Below are 22,322 nucleotides of genomic sequence, written 5' to 3' on the forward strand. Positions count from 1 at the left end.
AATCCGGCCGGCAGAGTTTGCTCTCAAGGATTGCACCATGTCCCTGGAAATCAGGCAGGAATACAGCGTCGATCTGGGGTTGTCCTCTCAGGATAGCACAACGTTTGGCGGTGAGCCGCTATCGTCTTCCGGACGCTTGGTTTCAGGGCCGGTCGTCAGAGATCGGTCGCAAGCCAAGGTATCGATCCTGGGTCACGTCCTGAAGCTCGGCTTCCGGGTGAGCCTGAAACGCGCCGTCGTCTTTTCGATGCGATTTGTGCGCCATCCCTTGCTTACGGCGCGCTGGATCGCCTTTCTCGGCGAGTTCGGCGAACGCTATCGCCTGGGGCTGCCGCACGACGATCTCGTGCGCAAGTCGATCCCGACCTTCTTCCTGCACGGTGCATCCTCGCCAGAGCGGCTCGAATTGATGCTCAATCATTTCGACGTTGCAAGCGAAGTCCTCTCGCGCCGCTCGCTGATGGCGCTTTGGCGCGGTGGCACGCTGGAGATGGGAACGGTCTCCGGTCGCAGCGAAAACTATCGCATTCAGCTGCAATTGGCGGATCATTGCGGTGCCCGCCACGAAGGCGCCTTCGCAATCCGGCTTCGTCGTCAGAGTGACGAATACACGCTTTGCACGGTCGGTTTCGTCTTCGTCCGCTGTAACGACGATACATACAGCCTTGCGATGGGCGGCATGCAGGGGCCGAAGGGCGAAGACGCGAAACGAGCGCTGATAACGGCAACACGCGATCTTGGCGGTCTGCGCCCCAAGGATGCGGCACTGCTCGTCCTCCAGGGGCTGGTGGCGGAAGGCCAAACGGCCTCAATCCATGCGGTTTCGAACGAAAGGCATGTGATCAATCGCCGTCGCCGCAAGCGACGGAAGATGATGATGGCTGATCTCGATGCCTATTGGTGCGATCGTGGTGGGGTGCCGTCCGAGCCCTTCGGTTTCCGTCTTCCCGTTGCCGACGGCAAGGCTGCGCCCGAGGGCAACCGACGCGACCAGAGCAAGCGGGCGTTTCGCGACATCGGCGCCTGGTTCTATTGAACCGGGCGCATTTCGCCCGCGACCCTCGGCTTTCTTTGGCGGCCTATGCAACGTACGGTGGCGCATTTCGAATCATGTATGCTGCTGGAGATTGGCCTATGACGACCGTTGCCGCTGGGAAGAAGAAACCGCTTTTCACCGGAGGCTGCCTCTGCGGAGCAATCCGCTTCGAGGCCAAAGGGGCGCCCGGCAAGCCGCACACATGTTCGTGCAAGATGTGCCAGCGCCATTCGGGCGCGCTGCGGTGGCGTGGGTCGAGTTCGACAAGGATGTGATTGCGTGGACCGGTACGGGCGGTACCCCTTCGGTCTACCGCTCGTCCGACTATTCCAGCCGCGCCTTCTGCCCGGCCTGTGACAGCAGCATTGGGGCGATCGACGATGCACCGGTCGTTGCCTTACTACTCGGCATCTTCGACAAGACGAATTCCGCCGACTTGATCCCGGCCGGTCACAGCTACCGTTCCGCACGGCCCAAGTGGTGGCACGTGGAGGCCGTGAAGCCCCCGACTTGACGAGAAACGGCCAGGCTGCAAATCGTTGGCGAGCCGGGTAGGCTGCGCCAATTGTTCTAGAACAACCCCTTGGCGGCGGCGGCGATGGCGATGATCCCAAAGGAAATTAGGACCAGGCCGGAGAGGCGCGACACCCAGGCGACGAAGCTGTCCGGCAGCCGTGTTCGGGCAATCGCCACCCCGCCGCTCAAGAAGAACCACCAGCCGAGCGAGCCTAGGAAGACGCCCACGACGACGATGGCGGCGCTCAACGCATCGCCTGCTTCGGCAAGGCCGAGGCCGGCAAAGATCGCAGCGAAGGAGAGGATCGTCGCCGGGCTGGTCATCGTCAGGAAAAAGGTGGCGATGGTCGTGCGGACCAGATCGCGTCCGCCGACGTCGGCCGCGGCCGTCACCGGTTTCGGCCGCAATCCGCTCCAGCCGAGCCAGATCATGAACAGTCCGCCGGCGAGGCCGAGCGGTGTTGCGATCATGGAAAGCACCGCCGCAAAGGCGGCGAAACCGATCGCGGCAAGCGCTGCATAGGTGGCATCGGCGGCGGCTGTTCCTAGCCCACCGGCGACGCCCGCCCAGAAGCCGCGCTCCAGCGTACGGTTGATGCAGAGCGCTCCGATGGGGCCGAGTGGGGCCGCGACCGCGAGACCGACCAGGAGGCTTTTTCCAAACAACAATGTAGACATGGGCATAGGGCTCCGGCCGCGGCATGGCTCAATCCATCCAGATCAAGGATGGAACATGTGCGGCAGTTCAAAAATGTTTCACCAGTCTTTACGCGTCCGTTCAGGCGCGCGATGCAGTCGTTGCCAGGCTTTCCCGCACGGTTGACAGCGCGATCACCGTTTCGCTTCGCGCCAGGAACCGCTGGCGCTTCAGTTCGGCAAGGAACGGCTCAAGATCGCCGAGCGACGGCATCCGGACCTTGACGCAATAGGACCAGGCGCCAGTGACGTGATGGCATTCGGCCACGGCCGGATGATCGGCCATGAAGGCGCGGAACGCCGCCTCGTCCGCATCGGGCGCCAGGCCGACCCAGACGAAGGCAAGCACGTCGAGGCCAAGCGCGCGATGGTCGAGTTCCAGCGTGAAGTTTCGGATCACGCCATTGGCGACGAGCCGACGAATGCGCTCATTGACGGCGGAGGGCGAAAGCTCCACCGCAGCGCCGATGTCAGTCAGCGACCGCCTCGCATCTTCAGTGAGAATTTCGATGATTTTTCTGTCAATCGCATCCATTGCCAATTAATACGTGGAATTTAGTGGTCTGTACAGATGATTTTGTTGTTTAGAAGTGCTGTTGGCTGAGAAAGCACTGGTCAGGCGGCCTATTCGATGTCCTTTAGTGCATCGAGCGGGCCGGTCAGCGCCGTTCGCGGCTGCACCAGTTCGGGCTGGATGAGGTGGATCCGCGGCTGGGGCCGGGCCTCCTCGATGACGTCGAAGGCTTTGGTGATCATGCCCTCGACGTCCTGGCGGATCATGATGACGGGGAAGGGCAGGAAGGATGCGAAGGGATCGTAATCGTAGCAGCCCACGACGAGGTCGGCGAAGTTCTCGTGCGGATGTCCTGCCATGAAGCGCAGCAGGCCTTCGAAGTTGATCGACGAGTTGACGAAGAGGCCGCGCGGCAGTTTGCCGTGCTTTTCGTAGAAGGCCTCGAAGGCAAGCCTGGCATTGTTCGGCGCATAACCGGTCGGCTGGATGCATTCGTCCGGATCGGCGCCGAGCAGTTCGTTTTTGACGGCGCGGAACCCGCGAATACGCTCTCGGCTGGCATGGTCGTTGCGGCCGCCGAAGAGGTAGAGTTCATGCGGTTCCAGCGCGCTCGTTGCCTGGAAGTGACGGATGATCGCCTCCGTCAGCATCCGTCCGCCCTCGTAGTTGTCGCTGATGACCGAAGGAACCTTGGTGCCGGGCAGGTCGATGTTGATGTGCTTGAGGCCGGCCGCCTCGCAGACCTCGTGCACGCCATCGGGATCCGTGGCGCCACAGATGAAGAGTTCATCGATCGAATAGGAGATCAGCGTCTCCGCGGTCTTGCGCTCCTCCTTCGGATCGCGGCTGGCGCTGACGACGATCGGGCACTGTCCCTTGCTTCTGACATGCGCCTCGAAGGTTTGCGCCATCGACGAGAAATAACGGTTGTCGTGGATCGGTAAGAGCAGGCCGATCAGGCCCGAGCGCGAGCTGCGCAAACCACGCGCCTGGCGGTTGGCCGTATACTGATGCGTTTCAGCGAGGTTGCGGATCAGTTCCGCCGTGCTTTCCTTGATCCGGCGCTTCTGCCAGGAGCCGTTCAGGACTGCACTTACGGTTGAGGGTGAACTCCCCGACAACACCGACAGGTCGTAGATCGTCGCTTTCTTTTTGCTGCTGCTGGTCATCGTTTTCTCCCTTGATCGTTTTAGTGCCGATTTCCCCTTGACGAAAGATTAAGTCTGCACAATAGTTCTTGCACCATCGATTGTGCAAACAAGAAATATCGATTGTGCAATTTGTTGGTGCCGTCTGAGGAGGCGGCCGTCAGGGAGGCGAGGAAGCACTTCGCCAGTGATGGTTTGAAACTGGAGGCCGGCGCTTAGATGGCGACCGGGCGCGTTCCTTCTTGGGAACGAGTGGAGGAGAGACATGATCAGGAAAATTCTCGTCGCCGCCCTGGCGACATCGCTGGCGCTTGCCAGCTCTGCGGCTGCCTTTGCTCAAGATGCCGGCAAGGTCGGCGTCGTAGTCAAGATCGGTGGTATCCCATGGTTCAACGCCATGGAAGCGGGCATCAAGGAGCGCGGCCAGAAGCTCGGCATCGACGCCTTCATGGTCGGCCCGACCAGCGCCGATCCGGCGCTGCAGGTGCGCGCCATCGAAGACCTCATTGCACAAGGCGTGAAGGTGATCGGCGTGGTGCCGAACGATGCCAAGGTGCTCGAGCCGGTGCTCACTAAGGCCAAGGAAAAAGGCATCATCGTCATCACCCATGAATCGCCGAGCCAGAAGGGTGCCGACTGGGACTTCGAACTGGCATCCTCGACCGGCTTCGGTGAGGCGCATGGCAAGCTGCTTGCCGAGAAGATGGGCGGCAAGGGCGAATATGCCGTCTTCGTCGGCTCGCTGACCGTGCCGTTGCACAATGCCTGGGCCGATGCGGCGATCGCCTACATCAAGAAGAACTATCCGGAGATGACGCTGGTCGGCGACCGCTACGGCGTTGCTGAAGACGTCGATAAGAGCCGGTCGACCGCACTCGACCTGATCTCCGCCCATCCAAACCTGAAAGGCTTCCTCGCCTTCGGCAGCCAGGGTCCGATCGGCGCTGGCCGCGCCGTCGAAGAGCGCCGCAAGGTCGGCGAGATCTTCGTGCTCGGTCCCTTCTCACCCGGCCAGGGCCAGAAGCTGGTGAAGTCCGACGCGATTTCCGGCGGCTTCATGTGGAATCCGAAGCAGGCGGGCGAAGTTTTCGTCACCCTTGCCGACAAGCTAATGAAGGGCGAGGAGGTCAAGGACGGCGACGAGATCGAAGGTCTCGGCAAGGTCAAGCCCGACTTCGAGAACCGCAATATCATCGTCGACCAACTGGTGCCGATCAACAAGGAGACGGTCGCGGATCTCGCGGCCATGGGCCTCTGAGGTCCAAAGTTTGAGGGTTCTCCCGGCTGCTGGGCCGGCTCCGGCCGGCCTGGCAAGTCCCTTCAACGGTACAGGAGCGGGCTGAGGAAACGTGTTTGCGGTTTTCCGCCCGCATCCAGCTCCAACTTAACGTGGTTTACGGGCACAGACACATGCACCAGCTTGCGACCGCGGGAGGAGGCGAAAGGCCGCTTTTGTCCCTGCGCGACATCAACATGACTTTCGGTGGCGTCCGAGCGCTCAAGAATGTGAGCTTCGACGTGCGCCCGGGCGAAGTTCATTGCCTTGCCGGCGAAAACGGCTGCGGCAAGAGCACGCTGATCAAGATCATCACCGGCGTCTATCACCCCGCCGATGGCGCTTCGATCGAGTTCGATGGCGAAACCTACTCCCATATGTCGCCGGTGACGGCGCAGGACCGCGGCATCCAGGTGATCTGGCAGGATCTGGCGCTCTTCCCGGAGATGAGCGTTGCCGAGAATATCGCCTTCCAGACGGTGCTCGGTCGCTGGCCAAAGCTTGTCGACTACGGCCGCATGCGCCAGATCGCGAAGGATGCGCTCGCCCGCCTCGGCGTGACGCTCGACGTCGATCTGCCACTCAAGGAATACGCAATCGCCCAGCGCCAGATCGTGGCGATCGCCCGGGCTCTCGTCGGCGAAGCGAAGCTCGTCTTCATGGACGAGCCGACCGCATCGCTGACCCAATCGGAAACCGATCACCTGCTCGATATCGTTCGCGGTCTTTCCGCCTCCGGCGTCGCCGTCGTCTTCGTCAGCCATCGGCTTGCCGAAGTGCTGGAGATCTCAAGCCGGATTACGGTGCTGCGCGATGGCGCACTGGTCGGCGTCTACCCCGCCGCCAGCATGACCCAATCGCGCATCACCGAGCTGATGACCGGCAAGACCTTCGACCAGCAGGTGCGTGCGAAGTCGCGCGATGGGCAGCCGGCCGTGCTCGATGTGAAGGGACTGTCGCGCCCTGGCCAGTTCGAAGATATCTCGCTGACCGTGCGCCGTGGCGAGACACTCGGGATTACCGGGCTGCTTGGTTCCGGGCGCACGGAACTGGCGCTGACGCTCTTCGGTATGCTGAAGCCTGCATCGGGTTCGATTTCGATCGAGGGCAAGCCGATCCGCTTCTCCTCGAACCGCGACGCGATCGAGGCGGGCGTCGCCTATCTCTCGGAGGACCGGCTCTCGCTCGGTCTCATTCAGCCGCAGCCAATCGCCGACAATCTCGTCATCAGCTCGCTCGATAAGGTCCTCTCCGGCGGCCTGCTCTCGGAAGAGCGCAAGCGCAGCCTTGTCGGCCGCTGGATCGCCGATCTCGGCGTCAAGATCGGCCTCCAGCAGGATGCGATCTCGACCCTTTCGGGTGGCAACCAGCAGCGTGTGGCAATCGCCAAGTGGCTGGCAACCGATCCGAAGCTTTTGATCCTCGACGCTCCGACCGTCGGCGTCGACGTTGGCGCGCGCGCCGGCATCTTCGACATCGTCGCCCGATTGGCCGAGAGCGGGCTCGCGATCATCCTGATCTCCGACGAGGTGCCTGAGGTCTATTTCAACGCCGACCGCGTTCTGCACATGGCGCAGGGCCGCATCGTCGGCAGCTATGATCCGCGCACATCTTCGCTCGATGATATCGAAGGAGCTGTCTATGCCTAGCTTCGTCCGTACCCATGCGACCGAAGTGTCCTTACTGGGCGTCATCATCGCGATCTGCGCCGTTCTATCGGTCACGACGGCCAACTTCTTCTCGCTCGGCAACGCCTTCGACCTGCTCAACATCAGCTCGGTTAACATCATCTTCGCCGTCGGGCTGCTCGTGGTGCTGATTGCCGGCGGCATCGATATTTCCTTCGCCGTCGCAGCGTCCGTGGTGCAGTACGGTACGGCGATCGCGCTCGGCTGGATCGGTGGTGGCGGCTGGGTCTCGGGGCTGTTGATCGCCGGGTCGATGGGCGTCCTGCTTGGTGCCGTCAACGCCTTCCTGATCCACCGCTTCCGGGTGATCTCGATCGTGGCGACGATCTCCACCTTCAACATCTATTTCGGCCTGTTGATGTTCTTCACCAAGGGCGTGTCGATCTATGACCTGCCGGACTGGCTGACGGACCGCGTCGTCCTGTTCGAACGCGAGATGCCTGATGGAACCTGGATCGAGATCACCCTGCCGGTGCTGGTGATGGCGATCTGCGTCATTGCCACCTGGGTACTGATCACCCGCACCACCACCGGCCGCCAACTCTACGCCTTCGGCGACAATCCAGAAGGCGCCCGGCGCTTCGGCATCAACATCGGCGCCATGCAGTTCATCGCCTTCGGCTGGCTTGGCCTGATGGCTGGCATCGGCGGCCTCATCCAGGCTCACTACGCGCAGGAGGTGGTACCGAATGCACTCTATGGTCGCGAACTCGATGTGCTCGCGGCAGTCGTCCTTGGAGGCGCTCGCCTTGGCGGCGGCAAGGGCTCGGTACTCGGCTGCGTGCTCGGCGTGCTCCTGATCTCGATCACGCAGAACGGCCTCAACCTGATGGGCGTCTCGCCTTTCGCCTTCAAGATGATCATCGGCGCCATCATCCTGGTCGCGATCACGCTCTCCAACACCAGCATCGAACGGCTGTTGCCCTTCCTCACCCAGAAGGGGACCGGACGATGAGCGCGGTTGTCGATCGCATAAAGAACCTGCTTGGGCCGGAAATGGCGGGACCAGGACTGGCTTTCCTCGCCGTCATGCTGGTCTTCGGCATTGCCTCGCCGCAGTTCCTCAGTGCCGCCACCTTCGGCTCAGTCGCCTTCCAGCTTCCCGAACTCGGGCTTCTGACGCTCGCCATGCTGCTGCCGATCCTGACCGGCGGCCTCAATCTTGCGATCACGTTTACCGCCAACATCGCCGGGCTGACGCTCGCCTGGGTCCTGCAAGCGAATGGCGGGGTGGATGCGGGTCTCGGCGCCTTCCTGCTCGGTTCGGTTCTGGCGATCATCGTCGGGGCAGTGAGCGGCGTCGTCATGGGGTTGGTGATCGCCTTTACGCGCGCTCACCCGATCCTTGTTTCGCTGTCGATGATGATCTTCCTGCGCGGCCTCGGCGAGTTCCTGACGCGCGGCGGCGATGTCTCCGGCTTTCCAGCCTTCCTCGGCCCGCTTGGCCATGGCTCGTTCCTCGGGCTGCCGATCCCGCTCATCGCCTTCATCGTCTGCGTGCTCGCCTGGCACGTGCTGCTTTCCCGCACCAAGCTCGGATTCAACACCTACATGATCGGTTCCAACCTCGAGGCGACACGCTATTCCGGCATCAACACCCGCAAGGTGATCGTGCTCGTCTATGCGCTCTCGGGCGCCATGTGTGCGCTCGCCGGCATCATCATGCTGGCGCGCTTCAACTCCGTGCGTATCGGCCACGGCGAAAGCTACCTGCTGATCACCGTGCTTGCCTGCTTCCTCGGTGGCGTCAATCCGTTCGGCGGCTTTGGCCGGGTCATTCCCGTCTTCGTCGCGCTGGTTGTGCTCCAGCTTCTTTCCTCCGGCCTCAACCTCATCGGTGCCAACCAGCATCTGGCGACCGCCGTCTGGGGGCTGCTGCTTGCCGGCGTCATGGTGCTGCGCTTCGTGGCCACCAAGTTCAAGATTTCATTTGTCAGAAAGGAAACGTGACCATGCAGGGTTTTGGCGTCCATACGAGCATGTGGACCATGAATTGGGATCGTCCCGGTGCCGAGCGCGCCGTCGCCGCGGCGGTGAAATACGGCGTCGATTTCATCGAGATCCCGATGCTCAATCCGCCGGTGGTCGACACCGCCCACACCAAGGCGCTCTTGGTGAAAAACAAGCTGCGCGCCGTCTGCTCGCTTGGTCTGCCCGAGCACGCCTGGGCATCCGTCCGCCCCGATGCGGCGATCGAGCACCTGAAGGTGGCGATCGACAAGACGGCCGATCTTGGCGGCGAGGCGCTGTCAGGCGTCATCTATGGCGGCATCGGCGAGCGTACCGGCGTGCCGCCGACTGAGGCCGAATACGACAACATCGCTCGCGCACTGACGGCAGCCGCCAAGCATGCGAAGACGCGCGGCATCGAGCTGGGCGTCGAGGCGGTCAACCGGTACGAGAACCACCTGATCAACACCGGCTGGCAGGCAGTCGACATGATCAAGCGGGTCGGCGCCGATAACGTCTTCGTCCACCTCGACACCTATCACATGAACATCGAGGAGAAGGGCATCGGCACCGGCATTCTCGATGCGCGCGATTTTATCAAATACATCCATCTCTCCGAGAGCGATCGCGGAACGCCCGGCTACGGCAATTGCGCCTGGGACGAGATCTTCGCGACGCTTGCCGCCATCGGCTTCAAGGGCGGCCTCGCGATGGAGAGCTTCATCAACATGCCGCCGGAGGTGGCCTATGGCCTCGCCGTCTGGCGTCCTGTCGCAAAGGACGAGGAAGAGGTCATGGGCAACGGCCTGCCGTTCCTGCGCAACAAGGCCAAACAATACGGTTTGATCTAAAGCGCCACCGCGTGCGTTTGGGTTAGGACGGGAGGGTCGCCGCATGTCAGTCGCGGCAGACGAGGAAGCCGGTACGGTGGCCGTGCTCGATGTCGGCAAGACCAATGTGAAGCTGAACGCGGTCACGGTCGATGGCGTCGTCCTGGAAACGCTGAGTGTGGCCAACCCGGTGCTGCCCGGTCCGCCCTGGCGACATCACGATCTCGCAAGCCTCTCCGAATGGATCTTCTCCAACCTTGAAGCGCTTGCCAGCCGTCATCCGCTGCAAACCTTCGTCGCCGCCGGTCATGGCTCTGGCGGCGTCCTCGTCGGCGATGACCCCGATGCGACCGCTGCCGCCCTGCCGATGATCGATTACGAGCAGCGCTTGCCGGAGGCGATCCGGCAAGGCTACGCGCCGCTTGCCGGTTCCTTCTTCGACCGCGGCAGCGCGATGATGCACAGCGCCACCCATCAGGCGCGCCAGCTCTTTTGGATGCAGGAGCACGCGCCGGGTGCTGTCGGTGCTGCGTGCTGGTATCTGGGCCTGCCGCAGTATTGGGCGTGGCGCCTGTCAGGCGTTGCGGTATCCGAGGCGAGCTTCCTCGGCGCACAGTCGCATCTCTGGAACGTTGCCGAACGCCGCTTTGCGCCCATTGTTACCACTCGCAGCTGGCAGCGGTTGATGCCGGATTTCGCCGACGCCTGGCAGGTCCTCGGCCCTGTGCGTCCGGAGCTTGCCCGCCGCCACGGGCTGCGGGACGGACTGCGGGTGCTGGCGGGCGGCCACGACAGCAGTCTCAATCATTATCGTTATCACGCGGCCGGCTTGACCGATTTCATCGTCGTTTCGACCGGGACCTGGATCGTCGGCTTTTGCGGCCGCACGGCCCTCGACCGGCTCGACGAGCACCGCGGCATGACGCTGAACAGCGACGTCTTCGGCAAACCGCTCGGCGGCGTGCTCACCATGGGCGGGCGCGAGTTTTCGCACGTGGCGGGCAGCGCACCTCCAGCGGCCCCGGTGCCCGACGATGTCGTGCTCGGCCTGATTGCCAGACGTACCATGGCGCTGCCGTCCTTCGGCGACGACGACGGTCTCTTTCCGGGAAGCGCCGGCCGTGGCCGCATCAACGGGCCACCGCCGGAGACGCCGGTCGAGCGCAAGGCGCTGGCGCTGCTTTACTGTTCCCTGCTGACCACGGAATGCGTCGAGGCGTTGGGGCCGGGGCCGCTGGTCGTGCTCGACGGAAGCTTCCTGCGCGATCCCCTCTATGCCCGCCTCGTTGCGGCGCTCATGCCGAACCGGCGGGTGCGCTTCAATCTCGATGCCTACGGCGTGGCCTCCGGCGCCGCACTGCTTGCAAGCGAAGGCCAGCGCCAGCGTCCGGCTCCGCTCTCGCTCGCCGATCCGGGCGACGTTTCGCATCTTTCGCCAGCTGTCGCCGTCTATGCTTCGCAATGGCGGGCCCGGGCGCGCACCGGGCACAACGACAGTTTCACTCGCGACTTCGAAAGGACATATCGATGACCAAGACAGACACGCTGTCGTTCCGCCGCGAGATGGTGGACATCTGCCGGCGGATGAATTCGAGCGGCATCAACCAGGGCACTGCGGGCAACATTTCGCTGCGCACCGATACCGGTTTCCTGATCACGCCCTCGTCGCTGCCCTATGAGACGATGCAGCCCGAAGATCTTGTCGAGATGGATTTCGACGGCACCTATGTCGGCCTTCGTCCTTCGTCGGAATGGCGCTTCCACCGTGATATCCTGAGGGAACGCACGGATATCAACGTCGTGCTGCATTGCCATTCGGTCTATGCGACGACGCTTGCCTGCCATCACAAGACCATTCCCAGTTTCCACTACATGACCGGCATTGCCGGTGGCACGACGATCCGCTGTGCCGAATATGCGACCTTCGGCACCCAGGCGCTCTCCGACAATGCGCTGGTGGCGCTCAAGAACCGCGTTGCCTGCCTGCTTGGCCAGCACGGCCAGATCTCACTCGGCAAAACGCTCGAATCCGCCCTGTGGCTGGCCATCGAGATCGAGACTCTGTCGCGCATGTATGTCCAGGCGTTGACGCTCGGCGAGCCGCCGGTCCTTCCCGATGACGAGATGGAGCGGGTCATCGCCCAGATGCGTCGCATGAGCTACGGCCAGGCACCGGATGGCGAGGGCGTCAACGACGTCGCCCGCCCCCGTGCTGCAGTTTGAGACATCGTCTGAGACTTGCATGAGCCGCCTTGTTCACCCGGTGCCGCGGCGGTATCAGGGAGAGCGAGCGCGGCAGATGCAAGGAGCAAGGCCATGTCGAACGATCACGCGTCCGAGGCTGTTGTCCGCCTGGCATTTCCCGGTTCCATTGTGGTGATGGGCGTATCCGGTACCGGCAAGACCTCGGTCGGTGAGGCTATCGCAGCCGCCTGCGGTTACCGCTTCGTCGAGGGTGATGCGCTGCATCCGGAGGAAAACATCCGCAAGATGTCGGCGGGTATTCCGCTCACCGATGCGGACCGCTGGCCGTGGCTGAAGGAGATCGGCCGACAGCTCGCGTCGAGTGATGCGCCGGTAGTCGTCTCCTGCTCGGCGCTGAAGCGCAGTTATCGCGATCTGCTGCGCGAGAGCGCCGGCAGGTCCATTGCTTTTGTCTATCTCTACGGCGATCGCGATGTTCTTGTCGGGCGGATGCAGCGCCGAACGGGACATTTCATGCCCGCCTCTCTGCTCGACACGCAGCTCGCGACGCTAGAAGACCCTGTCGGCGAGCCTTTGACCGTAACCGTGGACATCGAGCCTCCGACGCAGGCCGTGATCAATGAGGTGCTCGCTCAGCTTGTGGGACTTGCGAATTGGGGGGGCACCTGAGCGTGGTACGATCCAAAACGGACGTGGCGCGCGAGCGCCCGGTGACCGCCTCACGCACAGGATGCAATCGGCAGGTGCCTCCGGATTTTCATATCGTGCTTGGCTTCGCCCCTCTTTGGAAGGAAATTAGCGGAACGCGATGCTATCGTCCGGCCATGTCGCGGCGTTGATATCATTGCATTCGCCGCGATCCGCGTAGAGGATGGAGCGTTATCGTCCGGCCGCTGTGGGAGGAGACCGCGCGGCAGGCACGATGGGAGGATAAACATGTTTCAGGGCGGATTGAGCTTCGCGCTTGGCGAGGACATCGACGCATTGCGCGAGAGCGTGCGGCGCTTCGCAATGAACCGCATCGCGCCATTGGCGGATGAGACTGATCGCAACAATGCATTTCCGATGCAGCTCTGGCGCGAGATGGGTGAACTCGGCCTGCTCGGCATCACCGCTAGCGAGGAGCATGGCGGTGCCGGCATGGGCTATCTAGCCCATTGTGTGGCGATGGAGGAGATCAGCCGCGCGTCGGCCTCGATCGGCCTCAGCTACGGCGCCCACTCCAATCTCTGCGTCAACCAGATCAACCGCAACGGCAATGACGAGCAGAAGGCGCGCTATCTACCGAAGCTGATTTCCGGCGAATATGTTGGCGCGCTCGCGATGTCCGAGCCCGGCGCCGGTTCGGACGTCGTCTCGATGACGCTCAGGGCCGACAAGCGGGGCGACCGCCACGTGCTTAACGGGAACAAGATGTGGATCACCAATGGCCCGGACGCCGACGTGCTCGTCGTCTACGCCAAGACCGATCCGACGGCCGGTCCGCGCGGCATCACCGCATTCCTGGTCGAAAAAGGCTATGCCGGATTTTCCACCGGACAGAAGCTCGACAAGCTCGGCATGCGCGGTTCCAACACCTGCGAACTGATCTTTAAAGACTGCGAGGTTCCGGAGGAAAACGTGCTCGGCACCATCGGCGGCGGCGTCCGCGTTTTGATGTCCGGGCTCGACTACGAACGGGTGGTGCTGTCTGCCGGCCCGCTCGGCATCATGGCCGCTTGCCTTGATGTCGTCGTCCCCTATCTGCATGAGCGCAAGCAGTTCGGCCAGGCGATCGGCGAATTCCAGCTGATGCAGGGCAAGCTCGCGGACATGTATGTGACGGCAAATGCGGCACGCGCCTATGTCTATGCGGTGGCAGCCGCCTGCGATCGTGGCGAGACGACGCGCAAGGATGCGGCGGGTTGCATCCTCTACGCGGCCGAGAAGGCGACGGCGCTCGCGCTCGAGGCGATCCAGGCGCTTGGCGGCAACGGTTATACCAACGACTACCCGGCGGGTCGTCTTCTGCGCGACGCCAAGCTCTACGAGATCGGTGCCGGCACCAGCGAAATCCGCCGCATGCTGATCGGCCGGGAACTGTTCACCGAGACGAGCTAGAGCGGGATGAGACGAAAGCGGCCGAACTCGATCGAATGAGGACCTCATGACCGTTCTGAAATCTCACATCTCACCGTCCTCCGAAACGTTCAGGGCCAATCAGGCGGCCATGGCCGAGGCGATCGTGACGGTCGAGGAGGCTGTGAAGCTTGCGGCCGGCGGCGGCGGCGAAACCGCGCGCGAGCGCCATGTCAGTCGCGGCAAGCTTCTGCCGCGCGACCGGGTGGCCAATCTCATCGATCCCGCAACGCCGTTTCTCGAAGTCGGCATGACGGCGGCGCACGGCATGTACAATGGCGATGCGCCGGCGGCCGGACTGATCACGGGCATCGGCCGGGTGTCGGGCCGCGAATGCATGATCGTCTGCAACGATCCGACGGTCAAAGGCGGTACCTACTATCCACTGACGGTGAAGAAGCACCTGCGCGCGCAGGAGATCGCCGCGGAAAATCGTCTGCCTTGCATCTATCTCGTCGATTCCGGCGGCGCCAATCTGCCGAACCAGGACGAGGTTTTCCCGGACAGGGATCACTTCGGCCGGATCTTCTACAACCAGGCCAACATGTCGGCTGCCGGCATTCCGCAGATCGCTGTGGTGATGGGATCGTGCACGGCCGGCGGCGCCTACGTGCCGGCGATGTCCGACGAAACGATCATCGTCGAGGGCCAGGGTACGATCTTTCTCGCCGGCCCGCCGCTCGTCAGGGCGGCGACCGGCGAGGTGGTCTCCGCGGAGGATCTCGGCGGCGCCGATGTGCATACCCGCCTTTCCGGCGTGGCCGATCACTTGGCGCGGGACGACGCCCACGCGCTGGCGCTGGCGCGTCGGGCTGTCGCCGCGCTCAACCGGCACAAGCCGCTGTCGGTCGAACTCGCGGCATCTGAACCGCCGCTCTACGATCCGCACGAAATTGCCGGCATCGTGCCTTCCGATCTGCGCACGCCTTACGATATCCGCGAGGTCATCGCACGCATCGTCGACGGCTCCCGTTTCGACGAGTTCAAGGCGCGCTACGGCACGACGCTCGTCTGCGGCTTCGCCCATGTCCATGGCATCCCGGTCGGCCTCATCGCCAACAACGGCGTGCTGTTCTCGGAATCCGCACTGAAGGGCGCGCATTTCGTCGAGCTCTGCGCCCAGCGCAAGATCCCGCTCGTGTTCCTGCAGAACATCACCGGCTTCATGGTCGGGCGGAAGTACGAGACGGAAGGCATCGCCAAGCACGGCGCCAAGCTGGTGACGGCGGTGGCGACGGCGCGGGTCCCGAAGGTGACCATGCTCGTCGGCGGCTCCTTCGGCGCGGGCAATTACGGCATGTGCGGCCGCGCCTTCTCGCCGCGCTTCCTCTGGACCTGGCCGAACAGCCGTATCTCTGTCATGGGCGGCGAACAGGCGGCCGGTGTGTTGACGACGGTGCGCAGCGAGGCGCTGAAGCGGGCGGGCACGCCCTGGAGCGAAGAGGAGGAGGCGCGTTTCCGCCAGCCGATCCTCGATCTCTTCGAGCGCCAGAGCCATCCGCTCTATGCCTCGGCAAGACTTTGGGACGACGGTGTCGTCGATCCGCGCAAGACGCGCGATGTGCTGGGCCTGTCGCTTTCGGCAGCGCTCAACGCGCCGATCGAAGACACGCGCTTCGGCCTCTTCAGGATGTAGGGATGAGCTGATGAAGCGCGAGAACATCAACGCCAAGAATGCACCTCAACCGCGCGGCGGCTATTCGCAGGCCGTGCGCCTTGAAGATTTCGAGCGCCTGCTCTTTGTCAGCGGCCAGGTGCCGCTGACGGTCGAAGACGCATTGCCGGAGGGTTTCGAGGCGCAGGCGCGCCAGGTCTGGGCGAACATCGACGCCCAGCTGACGGCGGCGGGAATGACGAAGTCCGATATTGTCAAGGTGACGGTCTATCTTGCCGACCGCCAGTACACCATGGCCAACCGCGCGGCGCGTCAGGAGTATCTGGGTCCGCTCGCACCCGCCATGACCGTGGCGATCGCCGGCATTTTCGACGCCGGCTGGCTGCTCGAAATCGATGTGATCGCTGCGCGATAGGGGCCGAGGATGCCGATGTTTTCCAAACTCCTGATTGCCAATCGCGGTGAGATCGCCTGTCGGGTGATGCGCACCGCCAAGCGTCTCGGCATTCGCACGGTCGCCGTCTATTCCGATGCCGATGTCGGCGCGCTGCACGTGGCACTTGCCGACGAAGCGATCCGCATCGGCCTGCCGCCGGCACTCGAAAGCTATCTGTCGGCCGAGCGCATCATCGCTGCCGCACGCGCGGTCGGTGCGGATGCGATCCATCCGGGCTACGGCTTTCTCTCGGAGAATGCCGATTTCGCCGACGCCGTCGAGGCGGCCGGTATCACCTTTGTCGGGCCATCCGCGCGGGCGATCCGCGCCATGGGTCTGAAGGATGCCGCCAAGGCGTTGATGGAGCAGTCCGGCGTGCCGGTCGTTCCCGGTTACCACGGCGAGCGGCAGGATGCCGACTTCCTCGCGGAGGAAGCAGCGAATGTCGGCTATCCGGTACTGATCAAGGCGCGTGCCGGCGGCGGCGGCAAGGGCATGCGTCGCGTCGACAGTGCCGCCGAGTTTCCAGCCGCACTCGAGGCCGCGCGGCGCGAGGCGGAAGCCGCCTTCGGCGATGGTTCGGTGCTGATCGAGAAATACCTGACGAAACCCCGGCATATCGAAGTCCAGGTCTTCGGCGACCGGCACGGCAACATTCTGCACCTCTTCGAGCGCGACTGTTCGCTGCAGCGCCGCCACCAGAAGGTGATCGAGGAAGCGCCGGCCCCCGGCATGACCGCGGAAGTGCGGCGCGCCATGGGCGATGCTGCGGTTCGGGCAGCGCAGGCGATCGGCTATGTCGGCGCCGGCACAGTCGAATTCATCGCTGACGTGACGGACGGACTCTGGCCGGACCAGTTCTATTTCATGGAGATGAATACCCGGTTGCAGGTGGAGCATCCGGTGACAGAGGCGATCACCGGTATCGATCTCGTCGAGTGGCAGTTGCGCGCCGCCGCCGGCGAAGCGCTGCCCAAACGCCAGAGCGAGATCGGCATCGACGGTTGGGCGTTCGAAGCTCGCATCTACGCGGAGGACCCGTCACGCGGCTTCCTGCCGGCGACCGGGCGGCTGACGACGCTGAGCTTTCCGGAAGATGGCGTGCGTGTCGATGCCGGTGTGCGGCAGGGCGACCGGATCACGCCATTCTATGATCCGCTGATCGCCAAGCTGATCGTTCATGGCCCGAACCGATCGGCAGCGTTGGTAAAGCTCGAAAGCGCATTGAAGGCTTGCCGCATCGGCGGCACGGTTACCAATCTCGATTTTCTTGCGCGTCTTGCCGCCGAGCCGGATTTTCGCGCCGGGCATCCCGATACCGGCCTCATCGACCGTTCCATCGATCAGCTCACGGCAACGAAGGCGCCAAGCGATGCGGCGCTGGCGCTGGCGGCGATCGTCTCCACCGGCGCCCTGCTGCCGGATGGATCTGCCGATCCGTGGTCGTCACTCGGCCATTGGCAGATCTGGGGCGACGCCAGCAGGAACGTCACGATCGAGCACACAGGCGGACGGGCGATTGTGACGCTCGCCGCCCGCGGCCGCGACCAGTTTGCGGTCCACACCGGAACGGCGGCTCTGCCTGTGGTGATCCTCGACCGGTTTACCGATGGCGCCCGCGCCGAGATCTCCGGAGCGCAGCATGAGTTCCGCTTCCTGCGCGAAGGCGAGCAGATCACCCTGTTCCTCAACGGTGACACTTACGTCCTGCGCCTGCCCGACGCGCTTGGCACCGGTCATTCCAGCGAGGTGGCCGACGACGAGGTGTCGGCGCCGATGCCCGGCATCGTCAAGCTCGTCCGGGTCCGCCCCGGTGATACGGTCGAAAAGGGGCAGGCGCTCGCCGTCATGGAAGCAATGAAGATGGAGCTTACGCTGTCGGCCTCGCGTGCCGGCGTGGTCGAGAGCGTACTGGTCAGTGAAGGCGAGCAGGTGAGCGCCGGCGCCGTGCTGGTGATGCTCCAGGCGGGGAGCGCGGAATGAGCGGAGCGGTGCCTGAGCACGTGACGATCGTCGAAATGGCGCCACGTGACGGGCTGCAGAATGAAAGCCGTCTCGTTGCGACTGCCGACAAGATCCGCCTCGTCGATCTGCTATCCGACTGTGGCTATGAGCGGATCGAGGTGACGAGCTTCGTCAGCCCGAAATGGGTGCCGCAGATGGCCGATGCCGCCGAGGTGATGGCCGGCATTATCAGACGACCCGGTACGCGCTATGCCGTGCTGACGCCCAATATGCGCGGGCTCGAGGCAGCACTTGACGCGGGTGCCGACGAGGTGGCGATCTTCGCCTCGGCTTCCGAAACCTTCTCGCAGAAGAATATCAATTGTTCGATCGCCGAAAGCATCGATCGGTTTCGCCCGATAGCCGACGCCTGCCGTGAGCGCGGGCTTTTGCTGCGGGGCTACGTCAGTTGCGTGGTCGAATGCCCCTATGAAGGTGCGATTGCGCCGGCCAGTGCCGCCGATGTTGCCGGCCTGCTCGATGAACTCGGCTGCTATGAGATCAGTCTCGGCGACACGATCGGTCGCGGCACACCGGAGGCGGTGGACGCGATGCTGGCTGCAGTGCTGGAGCGCATTCGGTCCAAGAGGCTTGCCGGACATTTCCACGATACGTCCGGCCGCGCGATTGACAATATCGCCGTGGCGCTCGACCGCGGTTTGCGGGTCTTCGATGCCTCGGCCGGCGGTCTCGGTGGCTGCCCCTATGCGCCTGGAGCGGCGGGCAATGTCGACACGCTCGCCGTCAACGCCTTCGTCACCGGCAAGGGGTTCTCGACGAGCCTCGACACGGCGAAGCTCGAACAGGCGGCCGCTTTCGCGCGCACCTTGAGGACAAGATCATGACCCTCGAAACGATCCGGATCGTGACCGACGCACGCGGCGTCGCGCGGCTGACTTTGGCGCAACCGCAGAAGCACAATGCGCTTTCGGCCAAGATGATCGGCGAACTGACCGAAGCCGCTCATTCGCTTTCGGACGATCGCTCGGTCCGGGCCGTCATACTGGAAGCCGAGGGCCGCAGCTTCTGCGCCGGCGGCGATCTCGGCTGGATGCGTGAGCAGTTCGATGCCGATCGGGCGATCCGCATCGCCGAAGCGACGCGTCTGGCGATGATGTTCAAGGCGCTGAACGAGATCGCCAAGCCGGTGATCGGTCGCCTGCACGGCAACGCCTTCGGCGGCGGCGTCGGCCTGATGAGCATCTGCGATGCGGCCGTCGCTTCGGCCGACGCCAAATTTGGTTTGACAGAGACGCGCCTCGGCCTAATCCCGGCCACCATCAGCCCCTATGTCGTCGCCCGCATCGGCGAGGGCAAGGCGCGGCCGTTGTTCATGTCCGCCCGCCTGTTCGGTGCCGATGAGGCGAAAGCCCTGGGGCTGGCCACGGTCGTTGCTGCGGCCGACGCACTGGACGGAGCGGTCGAAACGGAGATCGAACCTTATCTGGCAGTGGCGCCCGAGGCGACCGGGCGGGCCAAACGGTTGGCCCGTTCGCTTGGGCCACCGATCACCGGGGACACCATTGCCGCGACCATCGAGCAGCTTGCTGATTGCTGGGAGTCCGACGAGGCTCGCGAAGGCGTTGGCGCTTTCTTTGACAAGCGCGAGCCATCCTGGCGGCAATAGGGCTGTAGCGCGCCATGAACGTCTGAACTGGCCGCCATCAACGTCTGAACTCTTTGGGCAAAAAAAGACCGCCACGGATGACCCGAGGCGGTTCCAAAGAGCGGACTTGAGACATGATCTTCAAGAAAACCCGTCAACTCACAAACTTGTGATGCTACGGCAAAATGGGCGGTCGGCACAAGTCTAATGCTCCGTCAACTCCTTGAAATTCATTGGCACGCAGGGCCGTGGCGGTTGACTCAAGTCCTTCTTTCTTCGACGTCGTTCAATATCTTTGGCCACAGAGATGGCATCGCTCCAGAAATCCAAGACGTCACTCTCGCATGCGAGTTCTTCATTTTCTCGACGCTCTAAGCAGCGCAAATGAAGTCATGTATTAGGCGGAAATCGCGTTCGCGCATTCAGTCTTCGCGGTTGTTGAGACTTCCTTCCTGCGAAGGGCCGACATCGCGAGAGCGTCAGGTATCAATGAAAGACCTCATACCGAACCCCAGGGAACGGCCGGCATGACATTCGTCTGAATGGAAAACGCTGACTCGAGGCAATCCATGAGTATCCGCTTCCCGCCTTCCTATGCTGTACCTCACAGCCGAATTATAGATGTCGGCGCGCGGTCACTCCTTCCACCTCCACACCTTCGTTCCCTGGCAGATGCCACCCCCGTGACATCTTCCATGACGGTCAACTGCGCTAACCCCGCGCCTGAATATGCCGGGTGCAGCCGGGCGCGAACGGCAATCTTCCGCCTCGGCCGGATATTTGTCGCCGTCGAGGAAATCGCAGACCTCGATTATCGGAAACCAGAAGGTCGGGTAGGGAAGGCGGCACAGTCTCCACGGATCGATCGTTGCCACAGCGAATGGCAGGGACACCTGTTCGAAGACGACCAGTCCGCCGACATCTGAGGCATTTCCCCAATCTGAAACCAGCACCGCGGGTCGCGAAGATCAGCGTCGGCGGAGCTATGCCTGGAGATATGAAATGAACGAACGCGAACTCATGAAGTTCTTCGGTTTCGGGGATGACCACGTTCCCCTCGTCAAGGTGGCCAAAAGCCAGAAACGTCAGGAAATCCCGGTTAGCTTTCCTACCCGGAAGGCCCCCCAGAAGTCGATCAGGGCGCGCTCTACGCTTATGCGGGATGCTCTGATCCACTTCGAGACGAACCCCGACGTCGTCAGGATCAGCTCGTATCCAATCAAGCTCGAATATGAGGCTACCGACTGGCACGGCGTCGTCGCCTCCGTTAGCCACACTCCGATGCTCGGCATCTGGACCAAGCAGAAGCAGGCCAGCTTCTTCGATATCATCCCATTGGCCATCCAGGACGAACGGAAATGGATCGCTCACCAGACCAGCACGCTGAAGGGCGTGTGACCGAGGAGCGCTGTTGCATGGTCCGCCCGGCTGCGGAAAGACGACGTATGCCCAAGCCCTCGCTGACTCCTGCGAGGTTGAACTGGTGGTCGCCTCCGCCGCCCGTTGGCAGGCGGCCGGTCATCTGGGCGACTACTTGAAGGCAATGCGCGCCGCCTTCGCGCAAGCGATGAAGCAGTCGCCTTGCATCTTGTTCGTCGACGAGTTCGACAGCTTTGGCGACCGGGAGGGGGACGACGACCATGCAAGGGACTATCGGCGTCAAGTGATCAACGGCCTGCTTGAATGCCTTGACCCTGCGGAGGGCCGTGAAGGCGTCGTCGTCGTGGGTGCCACCAACAATCCCTCTGTCATCGACCGCGCCCTGCTTCGGCCGGGAAGACTCGAGACGCTGATCGAAATCCCATTGCCTGATGCGGCCGCCCGTGTCGCGATCCTGCGGCACCATCTGCGCGAACAGGTGTTCGACGGCGATCTCGCCCGTTTCGTCCCGGCGACCAGGGGATGGTCAGGAGCTGACATCGAGAAACTTGCTCGCGATGCCAGGCGGCTTTCGAGGCGGCGGAAGATTGCCTTGTCGGAAGACCTCCTCCTCGAGGTGATGCCCAAGCGCTACGTCCTGAGCGCAAGTGAACTGCGGAACACGGCAATCCACGAAGCTGGCCATGCCATCGTCGCGGTCCTCCTCGCAAGCGACGTGCTCAAGCATGTTCACATCGATCGGGATGCGGCGATCGGGGTTGGCGCTCAGTCGGTTGGCATGACCGTTTTTGAACCCGAGGTCGGTCGGGTGAAGACGGCAAGCTACTACGACGACAGGATCGCGATGCTCTTGGGCGGCATCGCGGCCGAAACGGTGGTCTATGGCTGCCACGCAGACGGGGCAGGCGGAGCGCCGTCGTCGGACCTGGTGCTGGCAAGCGATATCGCCACGAAGCTGGAGCGTCACTTCGGGTTCGGTGAGGTGCTGTCTGTCGAACTTGGCAAGGGGGACCGTCCCCTCGAATGCCTTCGGGATCGCGACCCGAAACTGCGCGGTCTCGTCGATGTCAGGCTGAAGACCCAGTTAGACCGCGGGGTGTCGCTTCTTTCGGAGCGTCGTCAGGAACTCGACCATCTTGCCGAGACGCTGGTCGACAAGGGTCACGTTAACGGCGACGAAGTTCGGGCGCTCCTGGGCGCGAAGGGCATGAGTACCCAATCCGCATCCGTCAGGACGTGACGGCTAGCGGTCAGGCTCCGCTCCTCGCTCGACAGAGGGGCGGAGCCGCTTATCCAGCTACGGG

General features: G+C 63.1%; 22 protein-coding genes. 19 read left to right on the forward strand and 3 right to left on the reverse strand.

What is annotated here, in order from left to right:
• Positions 1 to 37: 37 nt before the first annotated feature.
• The 3 genes from ACTJKE_RS24725 to ACTJKE_RS24735 all read left to right on the forward strand — a co-directional run bounded on the left by ACTJKE_RS24725 (position 38) and on the right by ACTJKE_RS24735 (position 1,550).
• Positions 38 to 1,036 (forward strand): DUF535 family protein, encoded by a 999-nt coding sequence (locus ACTJKE_RS24725; RefSeq protein WP_082663510.1) that lies wholly within the window; start codon positions 38 to 40, stop codon positions 1,034 to 1,036.
• 98 nt (positions 1,037 to 1,134) lie between these two features.
• Complete coding sequence (locus tag ACTJKE_RS24730; protein ID WP_440638307.1) at positions 1,135 to 1,311, forward strand: GFA family protein; 177 nt, start codon at positions 1,135 to 1,137, stop codon at positions 1,309 to 1,311.
• Positions 1,245 to 1,550 (forward strand): GFA family protein, encoded by a 306-nt coding sequence (locus tag ACTJKE_RS24735; RefSeq protein WP_440692731.1) that lies wholly within the window; start codon positions 1,245 to 1,247, stop codon positions 1,548 to 1,550. The genes ACTJKE_RS24730 and ACTJKE_RS24735 overlap by 67 nt, the downstream gene beginning before the upstream one ends.
• Before the next feature lie 56 nt (positions 1,551 to 1,606).
• Here the strand turns inward: ACTJKE_RS24735 and ACTJKE_RS24740 are convergent, their stop codons facing one another.
• The 3 genes from ACTJKE_RS24740 to ACTJKE_RS24750 all read right to left on the reverse strand — a co-directional run bounded on the left by ACTJKE_RS24740 (position 1,607) and on the right by ACTJKE_RS24750 (position 3,931).
• Complete coding sequence (locus tag ACTJKE_RS24740) at positions 1,607 to 2,230, reverse strand: LysE family translocator (protein ID WP_058327289.1); 624 nt, start codon at positions 2,228 to 2,230, stop codon at positions 1,607 to 1,609.
• 100 nt (positions 2,231 to 2,330) lie between these two features.
• Entirely contained in the window at positions 2,331 to 2,783 is a 453-nt protein-coding gene (locus ACTJKE_RS24745; RefSeq protein ID WP_058327288.1) for an Lrp/AsnC family transcriptional regulator, read from the reverse strand.
• Positions 2,784 to 2,872: 89 nt separating this feature from the next.
• On the reverse strand, positions 2,873 to 3,931 hold the full coding sequence (locus ACTJKE_RS24750) for a LacI family DNA-binding transcriptional regulator (RefSeq protein WP_058327287.1): 1,059 nt from the start codon (positions 3,929 to 3,931) through the stop codon (positions 2,873 to 2,875).
• Positions 3,932 to 4,175: 244 nt separating this feature from the next.
• On the opposite strand from ACTJKE_RS24750, the gene ACTJKE_RS24755 reads away from it, so the two are divergent.
• The 16 genes from ACTJKE_RS24755 to ACTJKE_RS24830 all read left to right on the forward strand — a co-directional run bounded on the left by ACTJKE_RS24755 (position 4,176) and on the right by ACTJKE_RS24830 (position 22,258).
• On the forward strand, positions 4,176 to 5,168 hold the full coding sequence (locus tag ACTJKE_RS24755) for an autoinducer 2 ABC transporter substrate-binding protein (RefSeq protein ID WP_113514809.1): 993 nt from the start codon (positions 4,176 to 4,178) through the stop codon (positions 5,166 to 5,168).
• Positions 5,169 to 5,320: 152 nt separating this feature from the next.
• Positions 5,321 to 6,835: a sugar ABC transporter ATP-binding protein gene (locus ACTJKE_RS24760; RefSeq protein WP_058327286.1), complete on the forward strand. Its 1,515-nt coding sequence runs from the start codon at positions 5,321 to 5,323 to the stop codon at positions 6,833 to 6,835.
• Complete coding sequence (locus tag ACTJKE_RS24765; protein WP_058327285.1) at positions 6,828 to 7,829, forward strand: ABC transporter permease; 1,002 nt, start codon at positions 6,828 to 6,830, stop codon at positions 7,827 to 7,829. Before ACTJKE_RS24760 ends, ACTJKE_RS24765 begins: the two co-directional genes overlap by 8 nt.
• Entirely contained in the window at positions 7,826 to 8,824 is a 999-nt protein-coding gene (locus ACTJKE_RS24770; protein ID WP_113514813.1) for an ABC transporter permease, read from the forward strand. The genes ACTJKE_RS24765 and ACTJKE_RS24770 overlap by 4 nt, the downstream gene beginning before the upstream one ends.
• A gap of 2 nt (positions 8,825 to 8,826) precedes the next feature.
• Complete coding sequence (locus ACTJKE_RS24775) at positions 8,827 to 9,675, forward strand: sugar phosphate isomerase/epimerase family protein (RefSeq protein ID WP_058327283.1); 849 nt, start codon at positions 8,827 to 8,829, stop codon at positions 9,673 to 9,675.
• Between the two features lie 43 nt (positions 9,676 to 9,718).
• On the forward strand, positions 9,719 to 11,185 hold the full coding sequence (locus ACTJKE_RS24780) for an FGGY family carbohydrate kinase (protein WP_440692699.1): 1,467 nt from the start codon (positions 9,719 to 9,721) through the stop codon (positions 11,183 to 11,185).
• Positions 11,182 to 11,877, forward strand: a complete 696-nt coding sequence (locus ACTJKE_RS24785; RefSeq protein WP_058327281.1) for a class II aldolase/adducin family protein — start codon at positions 11,182 to 11,184, stop codon at positions 11,875 to 11,877. The genes ACTJKE_RS24780 and ACTJKE_RS24785 overlap by 4 nt, the downstream gene beginning before the upstream one ends.
• Before the next feature lie 93 nt (positions 11,878 to 11,970).
• Positions 11,971 to 12,528, forward strand: a complete 558-nt coding sequence (locus tag ACTJKE_RS24790) for a gluconokinase (protein ID WP_058327280.1) — start codon at positions 11,971 to 11,973, stop codon at positions 12,526 to 12,528.
• Between the two features lie 267 nt (positions 12,529 to 12,795).
• A complete protein-coding gene (locus ACTJKE_RS24795) occupies positions 12,796 to 13,959 on the forward strand; it encodes an isovaleryl-CoA dehydrogenase (RefSeq protein ID WP_058327279.1) in 1,164 nt (387 codons plus the stop codon).
• Between the two features lie 46 nt (positions 13,960 to 14,005).
• The gene (locus ACTJKE_RS24800) at positions 14,006 to 15,613 is read left to right on the forward strand and encodes a carboxyl transferase domain-containing protein (protein WP_058327278.1); all 1,608 of its coding nucleotides are present in this window, start codon (positions 14,006 to 14,008) and stop codon (positions 15,611 to 15,613) included.
• Between the two features lie 10 nt (positions 15,614 to 15,623).
• Positions 15,624 to 16,007 carry a RidA family protein gene (locus ACTJKE_RS24805; RefSeq protein WP_058327277.1) on the forward strand — a complete coding sequence of 128 codons (384 nt, stop codon included), beginning with the start codon at positions 15,624 to 15,626 and terminating at the stop codon, positions 16,005 to 16,007.
• A gap of 15 nt (positions 16,008 to 16,022) precedes the next feature.
• Positions 16,023 to 18,011, forward strand: a complete 1,989-nt coding sequence (locus tag ACTJKE_RS24810) for an acetyl/propionyl/methylcrotonyl-CoA carboxylase subunit alpha (protein ID WP_440661264.1) — start codon at positions 16,023 to 16,025, stop codon at positions 18,009 to 18,011.
• A complete protein-coding gene (locus ACTJKE_RS24815) occupies positions 18,008 to 18,877 on the forward strand; it encodes a hydroxymethylglutaryl-CoA lyase (protein ID WP_440661265.1) in 870 nt (289 codons plus the stop codon). Before ACTJKE_RS24810 ends, ACTJKE_RS24815 begins: the two co-directional genes overlap by 4 nt.
• Positions 18,874 to 19,659 (forward strand): crotonase/enoyl-CoA hydratase family protein, encoded by a 786-nt coding sequence (locus ACTJKE_RS24820; protein ID WP_058327274.1) that lies wholly within the window; start codon positions 18,874 to 18,876, stop codon positions 19,657 to 19,659. Before ACTJKE_RS24815 ends, ACTJKE_RS24820 begins: the two co-directional genes overlap by 4 nt.
• A gap of 981 nt (positions 19,660 to 20,640) precedes the next feature.
• Positions 20,641 to 21,036: a hypothetical protein gene (locus tag ACTJKE_RS24825; RefSeq protein WP_440638315.1), complete on the forward strand. Its 396-nt coding sequence runs from the start codon at positions 20,641 to 20,643 to the stop codon at positions 21,034 to 21,036.
• 13 nt (positions 21,037 to 21,049) lie between these two features.
• Positions 21,050 to 22,258 (forward strand): AAA family ATPase, encoded by a 1,209-nt coding sequence (locus tag ACTJKE_RS24830; protein ID WP_245296100.1) that lies wholly within the window; start codon positions 21,050 to 21,052, stop codon positions 22,256 to 22,258.
• The last annotated feature ends 64 nt before the right edge of the window (positions 22,259 to 22,322 follow it).

Source organism: Ensifer sp. 22521 (assembly GCF_052044795.1).
Classification (GTDB): Bacteria; Pseudomonadota; Alphaproteobacteria; order Rhizobiales; family Rhizobiaceae; genus Ensifer.